Source organism: Siphonobacter aquaeclarae (assembly GCF_900103285.1).
GTDB lineage: Bacteria > Bacteroidota > Bacteroidia > Cytophagales > Spirosomataceae > Siphonobacter > Siphonobacter aquaeclarae.
Window position 1 is genome coordinate 656,642 of record NZ_FNGS01000001.1, and the last position, 17,638, is coordinate 674,279.

Below are 17,638 nucleotides of genomic sequence, written 5' to 3' on the forward strand. Positions count from 1 at the left end.
TCCTATTTGGCAATAAACTATTAAAGGTCAGTATCTTACGCTTTACACCGGCAACAACACGGTAAATACCGCTCCCGCTCCCGGCACGCTGTCGGCCGTGATGGCCCCGTTCATGTTCTGGGCGATCTTTGCGCAGATGGCCAGGCCGATTCCGGTGCCGGGATAGGATGGATTGAGCCGCTGGAAAACTTCAAAAATGCGGTTTCGGTATGCTTCTTCAAAGCCGATACCATTGTCGCGCACACTGATGCGGTAATACATTCCCGGACGCATGCCTGTTTCTTCTCCCGAAACCGTATCGCAGGTAACGGAAACAACAGGCGCACGTCCCGGCTGTCTGAATTTCAAGGCATTGGAAAGCAGGTTCTGAAAAAGCTGGACCATTTGAAAAGGGTCTGCTTCCAGCTCCGGCAGCGTGTCGATGTGTATTTCGGCATCGGTACGGCCGTCAAGATCATCGAGCACCCCGCCGACCACATCGTTCAGGTTTACCCGGGTGAAATGGTCCCGGGCTTTGCTGATGCGGGAGTAAGCCAGGATTTCCCGGATGAGAGTACGCATCCTTCCGGCGGCGTTCTGCATTTTTCCAAGCAGCTCCCGCCCTTCTTCGCCGAGACGGTCCCGGAAGCGGTCTTCCAGCATACTGCCGAACGACTGGATTTTCCGGAGCGGCTCCTGCAGGTCGTGGCTGGCAATGTAGGCAAACTGCTCCAGGTCGCGGTTGGTGCGGATGAGTTCGTTATTCTTTTCGTCGAGGTCCTGCGTACGCTGCAACACGTGTTGTTCCAGTCGTTCCGACAGCTCCCGGTAGCTTTTTTCGCTTTGGCGCAGCGCTTCCTGGGCTGCCAGCTCCGCCCGGAGATCCCGCAGCGTCACGCCGATGCCGATGAGGTTTCCGGTGGTAGGTCCGTAAATGGTAGTAAGATCCGCGTGACAGGGAATATCCCCATTTTTCAAATGAACGGGCCCTGCCCAGCGACCCGACGCGAAGAGTTCAGGCAGTATATCGGTGACAAACGGCTCCGCGAAGAGTTCATCGAGCGATAGCGGCCCGCCCTCCCATCCGGTGAGCTTCCGGCCTGACTGGTTGAGGTAAGTCAGCTGACGGGTATCCGAAAACATCGCTTTCAGGTCGGCGCTGTCTTCGATCAGCGTCATCAGTTTATGCTGTTCCTTGCGACCCAGCATCTCGGTCGTGATGTCAAGCACAATTCCGCGCAGATGAACGGGCGCGCCGGATGTATCATAGGCATAGCCACCGATGACCTTGATCCAGTGAATGGACCCGTTGTGCCAGACGAAGCGCGCCTCGTACCGCAGTTCACCCGTTTTCCGGCATTCTTCATAAGCCTGATCTCGGATTTTTCCGTCTTCGGGGTGCAACGCACCTACGAACAGCGAGCGGTCACGGGTTTCTGCCTCGCGCCCGGTCAGGATGCGTGACAGGCCGTGGGAGTAAATCACGTCGTTTGTCGCCAGGTCAATTACAAAGGAGCCCATCCCTGCGCCGCTTGCCGCGAGTTCGGCCATGTTTTCGGCGACGCGGATGCGTTCGCGGGCAATTTTTTCTTTCCGGAGAAAGCGTTGTCTCTGTTCGAGGTCGCGGGTCCGCTCAATGGCGGTGACCGCCGTCCGGCTCACGAGGCGTATGATGAGGAGGTCGTCTGCCTGCGGCATGGTCGCCGTCGGGTGGTAGAAAACCAGCACGCCGAGCGTCGACCCGCTTTTGGCCCGGAGCGGTATTGCCCACCTGGATGATACGCCGAGGTAGCGGACGAGCAACGCTTCCTCCGGCCGGGAGGCTTCGGATTCGCTCAGTTCGGAAACGATCATTTCTCCCGTCTGCAATGCCTGACGGATACCGTCTTCCGGGTTTTCGTCTTCCACAACGCCGAAATCGGCAGGTATGGCAGGCAGGCCTGCCGAGGCCGTCAGCCGCAGCATACCGTGATCCGGCAGGTAGACCGACGTCCGGACTCCCTCGCCGCTCTGCTCCTGTACCCACCGCAGCACGTGCGTGAGCACTTCCGGCAGCGGAACCTCTTCGGAGATCATTTCCAGTACTTCTGCCTGATTGATCAAGAGAGACTCCAGCCGGTCGTGGTCGGCCCATTTATGCGGTATTTCAGCAGGTTGATTCGACGACATATGCGGTGACAGCCGGGGATTCTGGTGTAATAACTGGATTGGGGGGGAAGATGTTTTGGGTTTTCAGTTTTCGGTTTACTGTCTTCAGTTTGTTGGAAAAGGCTCCCTCCGCGCGAAACTGAAAACCCCAAACTGCAAACAGAAAACCCGTCACGGGTACACCTCCACCTCCCCCAACTCCGGGCCGCCGCCACGGTTGGCGGAGCCGGCGGCGATGTAGAGTTTTCGTTTGTGAGTGACGGCGCCGGTTCCGTGACGCCCCTGAAGCAGGGCCGGTAGTGTGATCCACTGGCGGCGGCGCGGGTCATAGGCTTCCACTTCACTATGGGCGGGTACCTGGCGGTCGCTCTCGCCGCCCAGCAAAACCAGCTTGCCGTCCCACGCGACGGCCGCGGCACCTGCCCGTTTGGTGGGGATATTCAGGGTGCTGTCGAGCGTGGTCCAGGTATTGGAACGGAAGTCGTACACGTCGACCGCGCCGACCGTCCTATTCAGTACTTTACCCGTTTTGGCCGAGGATAGCCGGCCTCCGGCCACGTACAGCTTTCCGTCTACCACCGCGGCATGGAGGTGATCTCGGGCATGGGGTGCGTCGGCCAGGGTTTTCCATGCCCCGGTTTCGGGATTGAACTCGTCGAGCCAGGCTACGTGCCCGTCCCAATGCCCGTCCTGAATTCCGCAGACGAGGTAGATGCGGTTGTTGTGAACCGTCACCCCGGCTGCTCCGCGGAGGCGGTCGGCCGGCAGCGCCGGTCCTTTCCGCCATTCCTTTTTCACGGGATTATAAATATGAATATCGGGGATGGGGGTTTCGTGCGGGTATGGCCCGGTAAACGCACCCAGTACATAGATTTCGTCTTTAAAGGTAACAGCCTGGAAATGATGCATTTCCATCGGAGCTTTCGCGCCAGGCCGCCAGGTATTGGCGGCGATATCGTATTCGTCGACCGGGCGTTCGCCGCGCCCGCCGAGGAGGTAAAGCCGGTCGCTCACAACGGCGAGTGCGTTTTCATGACGTTTTTCAACCGTCCCGGACGGCGCCAGGGTATGCCACTGCTGAGCGGTGGCGGCCGCGCCCGTCAGCAGGGCGGCCATTAGCAGGAAATGTCTGTTCATGTTTCGGAGGTTAAGAGAGGTATTAGTGGGAACGCCTTTCCCACTGATAAAAATACCGTGCGAGGCTCTCCGCTCACCGGTTCCGCGGAAGTTTTTCCTGTTTTTTTCCGTCCGGAGGCCGGGAGGCTTATGCCACCGAACCGGCATGTCTTCCCTCAAAAAAATAAACCGGGAAGAGGCTTCCCGGCTTATCAAATCCTTTCAACTGTACTCTTGGTACTGCCAACTTATCGATCTGCGGTTCCGGCATCGTTTTGCCGGGGGCAGAATCGAAACACCTGAAAGATCGTTGTCTATCGCCTTATGTGCCCTTCGGCCGTTGTATAGCTACAGAACAGTACATAGATTCTAAAGCATAATCCGGGGTTTGGTTGGGATACCTACCGTCGGTTTCATTCGGAAAAGTGGAAATAAAATCGTTGTTGTACAGGCAGGTGAACGGCGCGTCCACCTGCCTGTCTGTTATTTACTGCACGGCGAAGCGGGTCGTCAGGACGTCTCCGCTCTCGAGCGTTACTTTCAGCAGGTACATGCCGGAAGCCAGGTTCTTCACATTCAGGACGTTATTCTGAAGTTGAAGGCCGCTGATTTCCGCGCCTGAGACCGCATACACGCGAACCGATGCGACCGGCGTTGAAACGTGCTTCAGCAGGAAGCTCAGCTCACCCTTGCCAGCCGGGTTCGGGTAAGCAACGAGGCCCATTTTTTCGGCTGCGACGCTCACTGAAATGGTTCTGCTGTACTCCGAATCACCGTTGAAATCGATCTGCTTCAGGCGGTAGTAGTTCGTACCGTTCGACGGGTTCAGGTCCGTGAAACCGTAGTTCCGGATGCCGTTGCCGTTTTCGCCTTTGCTGGATACGAAGCCGATGTTCGCCCAATCGCGGGTATTGATGCTGCGTTCGATTTCGAAGCCCTTGCTGCCTTCTTCGTTGGAGGTCGTCCAGCTCAGGGCTACTTGATCGCCGACAGCCTCTCCCTTGAACTGCACCAGTTTTACCGGAAGAACCGTTTCAACCAGTTCAGTCGAAGACACATACACGAAGGACGAGAACTTGGTGATGTTATGGAACTCGACATAATTCACACCGTCTTCCACACCCGAAGCCGCCGGAGTAAGGGGTACTGCCTTGCCGTAGGTAAAGACACCGTCGGCCTGGAGGTCGCTGATTACCGCGCCGGCCGTTCCTTCATACTTGAACCAACCGTTTGTCACGGCGCCGGGCAACTGGGTAGCCGCCAGTTCAGAGGGGCTGTAGTACACCCGAACCTTCACGCCGCTGTAGGTAGCGCTGTCAGCATCGGCAACAGACGCCTGACGGGGCATCAGGTTGGTCTTCCGGGTACCGCTGACGTAGTTCACACCCTGCGGCGTGATCGTCACGGTCAGTTTCGAGAGCTGCGTATTCGTCAGACCGTTGAGGGCGAGTACCTTGTTGGCCGTATTCGACGTCTGGAGGAAGTAGTTCCATCCGCCGGAGGTACAGTTACTGTAGATAACCGTCGACTCGGTCGTAGACGGCAGGTATGCCTGGCCATCCACCGTGCTGCTCACTTTCGCATAGGTAAAGTAGCTCGCTCCTGCCGGGAAGGTGTGCGCAGCGTCGTAGTTGGTGCCGTTTACGGTCAGGTTGGCGATGGATACGTTCGAAGTGAACGCGGCGTCACTTGCAAACACCAGCACATACTTGGCGCAGCTGCCTTCGCCTGCGATCGTAGTCGTACCCACCGATGCCACCGGGAAACGGAGCGTGAGGCTCTGGCCTACGCCGGTATTCTGCACTTTCCAGACCCGGTTCATCCGCCGGTTGTCGGTATTGCCGCTGTAGGTAAAGGTGGTGTAGGTTGAAGCGCTATTGGTCATGGCCTGCGTGTTGCCGTTGTCACCCCAGAGGAGGAACTGGCCGTCGGCGAGGTTACTTGCATTGGCCGCGTTCGTAGCCGCTACCGTTCCCAGGGCCATGATGACCTGGTTGTTGGTATTGGACGCCTGGCTGCGGCTTTGTTTCTGGTGGAGGGCTGAAATTTCATCCCGGCCCACGCCGGCCACGTTGTTGTAGTAGGCACTGTTCTGGGTCTTGTCCCACACGGTGGTACCGGCCGAGGTGACGTAGTTCACGCTGTTGTCCAGCGTTACACCGTACTTGATGGCGAGGTAGCTGTCGACGCGGTTACGTTCTGCCGTTGTGATGGTATCGGCACCGTAGACGATGACTTCACCGATGTTTCCGATAATCCCGCCGTCGTCTCCACCCGGAGGTGTGGTAATCCCGTTGGAGCCGAAGATGTGACCGCCGGTTACGGATCCAATGGCAGCGTGTGTGTAAGCAGCTCCGCGCGGTGCACCGTTCATCCCTTTGCTCATACCGAGATCCCAGAAGGTGAAGTAGGCGATGTTCGGCTGCGTGCCGGAGAAGGCCACTGAACCGGGATTGGTAAGTGCATTAATAGCACCCGTATTGGTCCGGCGGGCAATACCTCCGTCGGCATACAAACCAGGCTGATCCCAGTTGGTCCCGTTGAAGGTGGTATTGTCCATCCCGATGTTGAAGTAGCGCGCACCCGCCATGCCTTCTTTCGTAGCCGTGAAGATGTTGAAATTCAGGCTGGTCAACGTTTGCTCGGTGATGTTTCCGAATACCTGGTTGGTTGCCGTGAAGTTGACGCCCGGGTTGAAGTTCAGGTAATCGAACGCGCCCTGCTTGTACTTCGGAATCGGCGCCGTGCTGATCTGGGCCGAAACCACACCGCTGGTGTAGTCTTTCCAGGCCGTCAGGTCGGTGCCGTCGCCGGTGTTGGTAGCGTCGATGTCGGCGCGGTACCAGTGCGACAGGCCGGCGAATACCCCGCCCGGCGCGTGTTCCCGCAGCGACGCGAAGGTAAAGTACTGTCCGTTGGCAAGCGTGACGTCTGCATAGTTATACGTTACGCCATTGATTGTCTGCGTATTACCGCTCATCGGGGTGAGCTGATCGGATCCGTCGAACGTCTGATCGGCACTTTGAATAAGCGACAGGTTCTTCAATCCGGCGGGCCAGGCGACGCGTACTGTTCCGACAGAACCGGTGTTCTGTACTTTCCAGATGGCCTTGAAGAGTACGTTGACGCTTCCGTTGATGGTCGGGTTGTAGACGGCCGGCGCTTTGGCAAGACCGTTATCGCCCCAGACGAGGAACTGTTGGTTGTTCAGCGTCGTCGCGTTGGCGGCATTGTCGTCAGCCAGTCCGGTGGTACTGATCAGTACTTCTTTGGTCGTATTGATACTCCAGGACTGTTTCTGATTGAGCGAACCTTCGTCATCCCGGACGATACCGGCAATGTTGTTACCGAAGCCGGTGTTGGTCGCCTGATCCCAGAAGACCGTCGTACCGTTGGCAGCGGTATAGTTATGCGGCAGGGTGAGGCCGTACTTGATGGCTACGTAGCTGCGCACCCGTTGCTTCTCTGCTTCGCTCAGATCCCGCTGATAGGCAATGAATTCACCGATCAGACCGTTTCTTTCTTCCGGCTGTGAGCCCAGGATACTTCCGTTGGCAAACAGGGCGTTTCCGGCGGCAACGTTACTCGCCACCGTAGAAGCAACACCGTTTTGCCCGTATTTAACCCCTCCCGAACCGATCGTGAAAGAGGCGTCGTTGAGGTACAGCTTGTTGATTGCCAGGGTTGATCCGGCACTCGCTTGCGGGTACAGAACCGGGTTGTCGCCAATCGTCGTAAATACCGGCAAGTTGGCGTTTATCAGGCCTGTTCCCGTTGTTGTTGCTCCGAAGCCGACAATATCCGCATACCCACTCACAGAGCGGTTCAGAAACGCCGTAAACAACGTGCTTGCTGTCCCGTTGGCTGTATAGGGCTTACCACTCGGAACGGCCATGAAACGGGCATCAGCACCGTTTGTACCGAAATCCACGATCGGATTGAAGTTGTATTTCGCAGTAGCCAAAAACGGCTGACGCGTGGCATTGGTCTGCGTGTAGTCGTTGGCATTACCGGACATATCCGTCCATTCCTGCGGAGCAAATCCGGCATCGGAGCGAAGCCATACCCGCAGATCGAGGGAAATGCCACCGGGGCCGTTCAATTGGGTCACAAAGGTGAAGAACTGCCCGTTTGCCAGGGTCACATCCGCATAGTTGTAATCGACGCCGTTGAGGGCAACAACATTCGCTGTCATGTCCGTTACGACATCCGAGCCGTCAAACGTTTCATCCGCACTCTGAATAAGCGCGAGCTTGTTCACCCCCTTTGGCCAGGCAACGCGGACCGTACCAACCGAACCGGTATTCTGTACTTTCCAGATGGCTGCAAAGCGGTAGTTAAAGCCGGCAACGCCGCTCACCGCTGCTGAGGGTACTTTGGCGAGACCGTTGTCGCCCCAAAGAAGGAACTGCCCGTTGTTGAGCGCCTGTGCATTCAGCGCGTTGGTATTGGCCAGACCCGGCGTGGAAATAACGACCTGCTTGCCGTCGTTTTCACTGATCGACTGGCGTTGATCCAGCGCTGAATTGTAATCTACCCCGATACCGGCAATGTTGTTTCCATAAGCCGCGTTTCCGGCGCCATTCCAGATCACGGCAGACGTACTGCTGAGGTAATCCGGTACGCCTGTGCCGCCGTCGTTGCTCAATGTAATCCCGTACTTCAGCGCGAGGTAGCTGTTGATCCGCTGCTTCTCGTTTCCGGCTGAATTCTGGTGATCAGCGCTGTAGGCAAATACTTCCGAGATACCTCCCTGGAACACCTCGTTGCCGTTACCGGTCAGGCCTACACCTTCACTGCCAATAGCAAAATTCGAGGCGTCATTCAGGTTACCGATATTATAGGTAGTCGTCCCGTAAATCCGGCCGTTCATGTTCAGGTAGATCCCGTTGTTGGCGGCGCCACCACCTTTCCAGGCCATACCACCGATATGTGCAGGACGTGTCGTTAACCCGAGGTTCTGGTCGATCACCTGGCCATTTTCACGCCAGACAGAATAGTTATCGCCCGCCCGGTTCAGGTTCGGATCATCGTCGCCCCATCCGTAAGGCGTGCGCCATCCACCGGAAGCGGAATTAAACATTACGCCATAAGAGGAACCGGCGCTCGTTACCGTCGGGAAATAATCGTCGTTCTGACGGTTGAAAAAGTCGTTGCTTCCGTCGAAATAATAGAACGGGTTAAAGTTAAAGAAGTAGTTCTTGCTGTCAGCGGCATAGGCTGCATCCGTTACCAGTTTCGGCCGGTAAGTCGTGTTGTTTGTCTGGATGACATCACGTCCGTTCGGAGAAAGATCCTTCCAGATATCCTTTTCGCCGGCAGTTGCTTCTCCGTCATTCGCCTTATGCCACATGAGCAGGTTGGCAACAACGCCGCCCGGCGCCTGTACGAAGGCCGCAAACGTAAAGAACTGACCATTGGAAAGCGTCACATCCGCATAGTTATATACGACGCCGTTTACCGTAATGGTATTACCGGTCATGTCCGTTACAGCGTCCGATCCGTCAAAGGTTTCATCCGAGCTTTGCATGAGCGAAAGCTTGGTCAACCCCTTCGGCCAGGTCACGCGTACCGTTCCTACCGAGCCGGTATTCTGGGCTTTCCAGATCGCGCCGAAACGGTAGTTCAGTCCCGCAACGCCCGTGAGTTGAACCGTCGGGACTTTCGCCAGTCCGTTGTCACCCCACAGCAGATACTGACCGTCCGTCAAAGCCGTCGCATTGGCCTGGTTATCATCAGCCAAACCCGTCGTACCGATCAGCAGTTGCTTACCGGCATTTACGCTTTTCGACTGTTTCTGGCTGAGCGCCGAACCGGCGTCGAACCCGATACCGGCGATGCTATTATTATAGCTTGCATTGGCCGCCGCGTTCCAGATAACAGTAGAATTACTGCTGAGGTAATCCGGCAGCGCCGTTCCGGCAGCGGTCAGCAATGAAATCCCGTATTTGACAGCGAGGTAGGAATTGACCCGCTGTTTTTCGTTATCCGTGAGTACCTTGTCAAACGTGATAATCTCCGAAATACTCCCGCTGGAAGCGACGTTATTGCCGCCGTCGTTGCTGATGTAAAGCGATTGCCCGACGCCTGTACCGGCACTTGAATTACCGGAGGCAGTCGCCTGCGCGCCGTTCATGCTCAGGGTTGTGGTGTGCGGGTTGGTCGTCCACTGCGGGAGATAATAGCCGTTAATGGACGGCGTATTATTCACACGCTTTAACGAATTCGGAAGCGTCACGTATGCTTGATAGCTTCCGTCCCAATAAAACCAAAACCGGGATGCGTCCAGGTTTCCCAGATAAGGTACATCCCACGAACTCGGATTAACGAATGACACAAACGACCGGGTTTGCGTTACGTCGGGCTGACTTTGCAGGACAAACGTTGAAAGCGAACGTTGTGCAAACGAAGGGAAAACGTTCGTTAACACCAGTGCGCCGTTGGCATTGGCAACACCGTCGACAATAGCCGGGTTGAAGTTGTGAGCGCCCCGCTGAAAGGTGGGCAAAGTAAGGGTTGAAAGTTGTCCGGCGCTTCCTCCGGAGCTGCCGTAATTGGTCCAGGCCGAAACGCTGGCGGCAGAGGTGGTCGTGTTGGTGCCTGCATCCGCCTTAAGCCAGACAACCGGGTTGGATACACCTCCGGGCGATTGCCCAAAGCCGCCAGCGCTGCCCAGAATGCCTGCAGCGAGCAAGATCTTGGATAGAATTTTTCGCATAACGAAGTGATTAACAGTTGAAACAAGGGTTACTAGTGGGAACTTAAAAAAAGCTTCAAGCTCTTGTAACTACTCCATCATGCTACTCATTCTATGGCGGAATAGATTCAAAGGATTGGTCGGTGACTTACTATTGAAAGGCCATTTTTTTACTCATACATTCCGCTTCACTTTCGGCCATTACTTCATCTTAATTTCAAGTTGTCAAAGTTGCTTAATAAGCAGAATATGGCGACTTGTTAATCTTGAATGATACCTGATGACCCGGATTACCGTAAACGGCTGTCATTTCTTTCCGGCGAATTTGCAGCGGGTATCTGCTCTATCTGAAATTTCCTCATCCGGCGGCTGCAAATGCTGCATAAGCCAGATTAACTTTCTGACTTCTCCTTTTTACTCAGAAAGAAAAAGGCAACAGAATTACTTGGCAGCAAAGATGTATGGTGTATTGAAACTACAGGGGAGAAAATTTTGTCAATTGAGGTAGACAATCTTGCTATGTTCAAATTTTTACTACACAACGGCTAACAATTCTTGCTTAAGTTGAAATATTCAATTAACTATGCAGCGTCTCCGTTCCAATCCTGCATTTTATCTGAAATAGTAAATTAATTATCTGATAATCAGCGTATTAATTTATTGATGGTTTGATTTTTGAATCAATTAATGTTCAGTGATTGCAAGAATTTCTACCTGGTTGATCAGCACTTCGGTTCTTTCTCTCTATCAGGTAATGTCTCTATATTCCCACTAACCCTCTTTTGTTTCGCAACTCCTTTCATCAAGTGTTTTCCGTGAGACCGTTATCCTTTCAACTTGTAATTATCCTTTTATTTTCCGTTTTATTTGTTTCAGAGTCTGTATGCCAAACTTTTCGAAAGCTTTCGGAACAGGACGGCGTACCTGTTACTGCTGTGCTGGATATAGAACAGGACAAAAACGGATTTATATGGTTCGCTACTTCATCAGGACTGCTTCGATACGATTCACATCGATGTAAAACTTATAAAGCTGTTCCTAAAGATTCCCTCTCACTTCCGAGCAATTTTACACGGGATATTGCTATTGATCGCAAGGGGAATATATGGGTAGTTACTGTTCACGGGATTAGCTATTTCGACGCAGAAAAAGAACATTTCCGCAATTTTTTCGCCAAGAATTACCCGAAGAACAGCCCACTGAATTCGGGAATTAATTCCGTGACAAAGGATTCCGAAAATCGCATTTTCATTACAAACACTTCAGGTGTATATGAAGTTGAAATAAAAGGTAACAAGCTCTCCTTCTCTACTAATCTTGTTCAGGCCATCCGAAAGGATGGCTTCCGGTGCAAAATGCTGAAGGAAGACCACCGCGGTTGGTTTTGGATACCTACCGACGAAGGTTTGATCCGGGTCCGTAAAGACGGAACAAATGGTAAGCTGTTTCGAGTATCTGAGCGCGTGAACGAGCGGTATAAGAACGAAATGACGTCTATTCATGTCGACACTCAGGATAACATCTGGATCGGTAGCTCCAAAAACGGCGTTTATCTTTTTGACCAGGTAACCAGTAGTTTCCGCGAAATAACTGCCGTCAGTGAAGCGCTTCATAATAAGGATCTGGAAGTAAATTCCCTCACTCAGGATAAACGTGGAAAGCTCTGGATCGCAACTCTGAACGGGCTCGCTGAACTTGATCCGGCAACAGGGAGGGTGAACGCATATCAGAACAACAAAAACCTGCCTGGTTCGCTCCCTGACGACGGTCTCATGTCAATCTATTGTGACAATGATAACGGTGTCTGGATAGGCAGCTACTACCTCGGTATCGCCTATTTCAATCCCACCTTTCTGACATTCTCTTCCTGGCCGGTACCCCAGTCGGACTCCCGTCGCACCGACTTTGGTGAAGGCTGGATCGGGACTACCCTACGGGACAAACAGTTGTGGTTGATACCGGATTCAAAGAAGGATATCCTCTTTTACAACGAAGTCTCAGGTCAAACAACTACCCGGAAACTTCCTCTCCCCACTTCCATTGGGTACGATACGTTCCAGCCGGAAGATGAAAATATAATCTGGTGTTCCGTCAGCTCCCTGCTCAGCAAACTTGACCTTTCAACCGGGAAAAGGAAAGATTTTCCGTTCCCTATCGAAAATGGCAGACCCGTGACCGGACGGACCCGATTCATCGTCAGGGACAAGCAGCAAGCTCTTTGGCTTGGAGGGGACTATGGTCTATTTCGTTTCGATGAAAATACCGGACTATTTTATCGCATATCTTCCGTTGCCAGCATCTTTTGCTATGCCCTTGACTCTGAGAATACGCTGTGGGCCGCCGGATCAAAAGATGTCCTTTATGGTCTGAATCTTCTCTCCGGAAAGCTCGAAATATTCCCTCTCAGAAGTGATAATGCGGATTTAACAATGGGCGGCCAGGTCTGGCAAATCCTGTGGGATCCCAAAGGGCGTCTCTGGATAGCTAGCGGCGAAAATCAATCCCTTTTTTGTTTTAACACACAGAGCCATAAACTGACGTCTCACCCTGTTAATGGCCTCAGACCAGACGGCATGCTGGTTGATATTCAGCGCGACAAACAGGGATATCTTTGGCTCGGTGACCCTTCAAATATCATCCGATTTCACCCTGACAAAAATACTACGCAGCTGTACACTACCCGCGACGGTCTGCCTGCTAATGGAACCCTCCGGCTGAAAGGGACAGCATTGACACCCGGAGGCACTCTCTTCATTGCTACTACCGAAGGAATTGTTCATTTCAACACCGGTTCCGTCCGGACCGACAGCCGCCCCTCCCGCCTTTTCGCGACATCTCTGCGCCTTGGGAATTTTGAGGTCAGGCCGGGCGATAGCACTGGCATTCTTACGCGTCCGACGTATCAGACCGAAGAGCTTGTTTTTCAGCATTATCAAAACACATTTACCCTCGATTTTTCTTTGCTTAGCTTCAGGCGATCATTCGAAAACCGCTACGCCTACAAGCTGGAAGGATTCGAAAAAGAATGGAACCATACCTCGAACCCGTCCGTCACTTACTCTAACATGCCCGCCGGGGACTATACCCTGCTGATCCGGGCTTCAAACGGCGACGGATACTGGAATCCGGAACCCGCCAAAATTTCCATTACCGTACTTCCGCCCTGGTGGAAATCCAACCTGGCCTATTTTGTTTATTTCCTGCTCTTCTCGCTGTCGCTGTACTTCATCGTCCGTTATTTCTGGCGGAAAAGTGCGCTGCAAAAAGAAGCCAGTCTTTACCAGGCAAAGCTGGATTTCTTTACCAATGTTTCCCACGAAATACGGACGCACCTTTCGCTGATTGTCGGCCCGATTGAGAAGGCTTCTCAGCTTCAGGAGGCAGGTCAGGGAGCATCGGTGTACCTGACTTTTGCCCGGAACAATTCGGAGCGGCTGATGAACCTGGTCAATGAATTGCTCGACTTCCGCAAAATGGAAAGCGGCAAGATTATCCTCCACGTTTCGCCGCACAACCTCGTCCATTCGCTGACCAATACACTCGGCGCGTTTCAGCACGTCGCAGAAGAAAAAGACGTGAATCTCCACTTCACATCCGGACAGGAAACAATCACCTGCTGGTATGACCTGATTCAGATGCAGAAGGTCTTTTTCAATCTCATCGGAAACGCGATCAAATTCACACCCGAAGGCGGCCACGTTTCGGTTTCCGTATCGGAGACAGACGCCTTTGTTTTCGTCGATTTTCAGGATACCGGACGGGGAATTGCGCCCGAACACCTGCAGCACCTCTTCCGGAATTTCTACCAGGTATATGACGCCGAGCAGAACAATACCGGTTATGGAATAGGCCTTGCCCTCGCCAGACAGATCATCCTTCAGCACGGCGGAGAACTGTCCGTTAAAAGCAACGCAGACCCGCTTAGTCCGGACCACGGGAGCTGTTTTACGCTCCGTCTTCCCAAAGGAAAAATGCACTTTGATCCCACTTTTACGGTCGAGAACCCCGCTCCGGTTGTCGACAATGAACCTCCGATCCTGCCGGAAAACTTAACCGATGAGCCGGCTTCTCCCGACGGGCGCCACAAGCATACCGTTCTCCTCATCGAAGACAACGAAGAACTGCGTGCGTTTTGCCGCGAAGCGCTTCGCGAGAAATACAATATCCTCGAAGCGGGGACCGGAAAGGCAGGACTTGAAATTGCGCAGGAGCGCGTTCCGGACCTCGTTGTCTGTGATATCATGATGCCGGGAATCGGCGGCCTGGAAGTATGCCGGCGGCTGAAGTCAGAGCTGGCTACTTCGCACATCCCTGTTCTCCTGCTGACGGCCAAAACGTCCGTACCGAATATCATCAAAGGGCTCTCGGTTGGCGCAGACGATTACATCACCAAACCGTTTCACATAGAAGTACTGAGTCTGAAAATCAGCAACCATATTCAGACCCGGGAGAATCTCCGGAGCAGGTATCTGCAAACCGCTTCCGGAAGTATGGAACCGGCCGTTGAAACCGGTTATACGCTCGAAGACCGGTTTCTTCAGGACTTGAGAAAAATCGTCGAAGACAACATCGGGGACCAGGACTTTGGCGTAGACCAGTTGGCGTTCCGGGCCGGGCTAAGCGTCTCGGCGCTTTACCGGAAATTACGGGCGCTTACGGGTATTACCGTCAACGACTACATCAAAAATGTACGCATGAAAAAAGCGCTGGAATACCTGGAATCAGGCCGCTACCAGGTCAATGAAGTTGCTACGCTTGTCGGCTTTGACGACCCGAAGTATTTCAGTCGTGAATTCCGGAGAATCAACGGAAAATTACCCAGTGATGTATTGAAAAAGAGCGAGTAATATTATCCTGATTTCTGCTTTTTACGACAAAAAAGAAGCCCGCAAACCAGCGGGCTTTCTTTTTCGTGGCTACCTGATTTTTACAATTCGTTTGGTCAGGGTACTTCCGTCCGTACGCGTAAGAGTAAGTATATAGACACCCGGTTTCAGGGCTTGTGTGGGTATGATTTTCTGCTTGTCTGATTCGTTTCGAATCACCGACACTTCCCTTCCTGATTCGCTGGAAAGGCGTATGATTTCTTTTCCGGAAAGACCCTCTATCGTCAGTTTATCAGTCGTCGGGTTCGGGTAAATCAGAACGGTTTCACGACTTCCGTCCGCCGCTACTGAGCGCACCGGACCAAGCTGATAGCGACCGTCATAGTCAATCTGCTTCAGCCTGTAATAGCCGGCACTTTCCAGGGGACGGGTATCCTGAAACGAGTAATTCAGGAGTGTATTCACATAGCTTTTGTCGGCCTGACTTTTCACAAATCCGATTCGTTCCCATACCGCAGCATCTGCACTGCGGAGCAATTCGAAACCGGTATTGTTCTTCTCCTCGGAAGTTCTCCAGGTCAGCAGTACACTGCTACCGGTTTTCTCCGCATAAAAGGATACCAGCGTCACCGGAAGCGGCTGCGACCAATTGACGGTAACCGGCGCAATATTTCCCTGCAAGCCGTCGCTGTCCCGGAAGCTGTACTGGAAGGTAACCGACTGGTACCCGGTTCCCGTCAGTTGAATGGTCAGCTTCGTCGCATCGAACGCGGGAATAATCGCTCCCACGGAAAGGGGCTGTCCGTCGTATGAGAGAATACCATTCGCAGGTAATGCTTTTATAATCAATGTACTGGTGGTTGTACTCCCGCCGAGCGACCCGTCCTCAGCATCTGAGCCACGAGGTGCAGGCGGGTTACCCGGTGATCCGTCATACGTCAGTATCTGATCCTGCACTGGCTGGGATGGCAGCGTATAGGTAACGAGCTGCGCCAGCGGCGGTTTGCAATCTTTCACCGTGATGGTGACGACCGACGTAGCGGGAACTCCCTGCCCGCAGGGCTGCGAAAGGCGAAACCGGTAGTCGCCGGTTTCCGTCATACCAGTTACGTTCGTTGTTAGCTGATTCGGTGTGGCAATAACCGGCGTGACCGGGCCGGAAACAAACGTCCAGGTTGGGTTTGCGGCGCTAGGTGTTCCGCCTACGGATCCCGTTAACGTAACCGAGGAAGAGCAGACCGAACGGGCGCTTCCGGCATTAGCGGTACAGTTTCCTATTACCTGAGCAAAAGAACCCGTATAAAGGGTACTGCTCAGCAGAAAAAAAGCGATAAAAAATCTGGCAACCAGTGATTTTGTAAAATTGGACATGCGCAGGGGACATTACAGTGGTAGAAGTATTTTCAAATACGGCGGCATGTTTAGGGTTATATCATCGGGCGGTACTATTCTTCGTTTCACTATTCTTTTACCGAATACTGAAAATGATCAGGTATACATACCGGCTATTCCGGATACATGTTTTTAGATGATAAAAGGGATTGCAATCAGCAGAATTGAACGGATTGCCTCTTCTGAATAGTACCCTCCAACTGGCTTTTACGGGATCTGTTGACTGTTGTTTATTTTGAACAATTGTTCAGAATAAATATCTCATTCTACTGCATTTAAAACATACTTATTTCGTAACTGATATCCACAAATGTATAGGTCCCTTCAGGACCGCTGGATAGACGATTCTCCCAATAATGGTAGACAATCTTGTCAGGCGACAGAAAACCTGCCATTATGCGGCATGTTTTTTGTCTTTTATGCCCAAAAACTAACAACTGAAAAATGTCGGGTGGGATCAGGCCCCGGACAAACCTGCCGGAAAGCCGCATCCCATTCGTTTCCGGGACAGAAGTACTGTCCGTCGAAAGCGCAGCGTCTGCCGGAGGCGGGGTTGGCCCGGGGTATCCGGATGGCCGGTTTATTCCGTTTCGGGCTGGTGGTATTTTCCTAACCCGGTATCCGCCCGAGAGGTCACAAAAAGTTAGTACCTTTGTCGTTCCCCATTCTCCGGAATGGCTTTGGTTCAGCGGATTCCCGTGTTTTCGGGACGGAGGCCAAAGCCGGGACGGGGGTCAGGTGTATGCGCGAAGGTGCGGGTTCCTGTTAAACCGCTGATCATCAATAAACAACGCCTTCGCGCTTTCGCTCCTGCCTGCGGGTCGCCACCTCCTGTACACTGCTTTTGAAATCGATTGTCCGTGACTGACCCTGCAAAGACCGAGGATTTCCTGCTCTGGAACGGAGTGGGCGACAGCGACGAGGCCGCTTTCAATACCTTGATGCGCAGGCATTACAAGTCGCTTTTCCGGTATGGCATCCGGATTCACGCGGATGAAGACCTCGTCCGGGACGCCATTCAGGAGGTTTTTATCTCTGTCTGGGAGCGGCGGCACAAGCTTCCGGAAATCGACTCACCGCGTTCGTACCTGCTCGGATCGCTCCGCAAGCGTATTTTGTATGAGCTGCGTCAGTCGCGCTGGGAGCGGCTGGACGAAATGGCGGATCAGTTTCATGTCGATTTTTCCTTCGATCACGTGTTGATTTCCCGGGAGGAAGACCTGCTGACGCGACAGAAAATCGAGACCTTTCTCAACTCGCTCCCGCCCCGCCAGAAGGAAATCATCCACCTTCGTTTTTATCAGAATCTCTCCTGCGAAGAGATTGCCGACGTCATGAAAATGAACCGGCAGTCGGTCTATAATCTCCTGCACGAGACCCTGCGGCGCCTTCGCCGGCAGTGGGGGCCGGTGGGTGTGTACCTCCTGCTTTCACAGCTTCACGAAAGTCCTTTTCACGTTTTTTAAAAAAAATTTCCGTC

General features: G+C 53.2%; 6 protein-coding genes and 1 pseudogene. 3 read left to right on the forward strand and 4 right to left on the reverse strand.

What is annotated here, in order from left to right; translation table 11 throughout:
- Positions 1-42 precede the first annotated feature (42 nt).
- The 3 genes from BLR09_RS02480 to BLR09_RS02490 form a co-directional block, all read right to left on the reverse strand.
- Positions 43-2,148, reverse strand: a complete 2,106-nt coding sequence (locus tag BLR09_RS02480) for an ATP-binding protein (RefSeq protein WP_093197262.1) — start codon at positions 2,146-2,148, stop codon at positions 43-45.
- Positions 2,149-2,298: 150 nt separating this feature from the next.
- Positions 2,299-3,264: a Kelch repeat-containing protein gene (locus BLR09_RS02485; protein WP_093197836.1), complete on the reverse strand. Its 966-nt coding sequence runs from the start codon at positions 3,262-3,264 to the stop codon at positions 2,299-2,301.
- Between the two features lie 466 nt (positions 3,265-3,730).
- A complete protein-coding gene (locus BLR09_RS02490) occupies positions 3,731-9,961 on the reverse strand; it encodes a DUF8202 domain-containing protein (protein ID WP_093197264.1) in 6,231 nt (2,076 codons plus the stop codon).
- A gap of 914 nt (positions 9,962-10,875) precedes the next feature.
- Between BLR09_RS02490 and BLR09_RS25930 the strand changes: the two are divergent.
- Positions 10,876-11,052, forward strand: a pseudogene (locus BLR09_RS25930) (two-component regulator propeller domain-containing protein); the annotation flags it as partial.
- Positions 11,053-11,427: 375 nt separating this feature from the next.
- Positions 11,428-14,787 (forward strand): hybrid sensor histidine kinase/response regulator transcription factor, encoded by a 3,360-nt coding sequence (locus BLR09_RS02495; RefSeq protein ID WP_218126575.1) that lies wholly within the window; start codon positions 11,428-11,430, stop codon positions 14,785-14,787.
- Between the two features lie 69 nt (positions 14,788-14,856).
- On the opposite strand, the gene BLR09_RS02500 is transcribed toward BLR09_RS02495, so the two are convergent.
- The gene (locus tag BLR09_RS02500; protein WP_093197269.1) at positions 14,857-16,137 is read right to left on the reverse strand and encodes a T9SS type A sorting domain-containing protein; all 1,281 of its coding nucleotides are present in this window, start codon (positions 16,135-16,137) and stop codon (positions 14,857-14,859) included.
- An 881-nt stretch (positions 16,138-17,018) separates the two neighbouring features.
- On the opposite strand from BLR09_RS02500, the gene BLR09_RS02505 reads away from it, so the two are divergent.
- On the forward strand, positions 17,019-17,624 hold the full coding sequence (locus tag BLR09_RS02505; RefSeq protein ID WP_143010996.1) for an RNA polymerase sigma factor: 606 nt from the start codon (positions 17,019-17,021) through the stop codon (positions 17,622-17,624).
- The last annotated feature ends 14 nt before the right edge of the window (positions 17,625-17,638 follow it).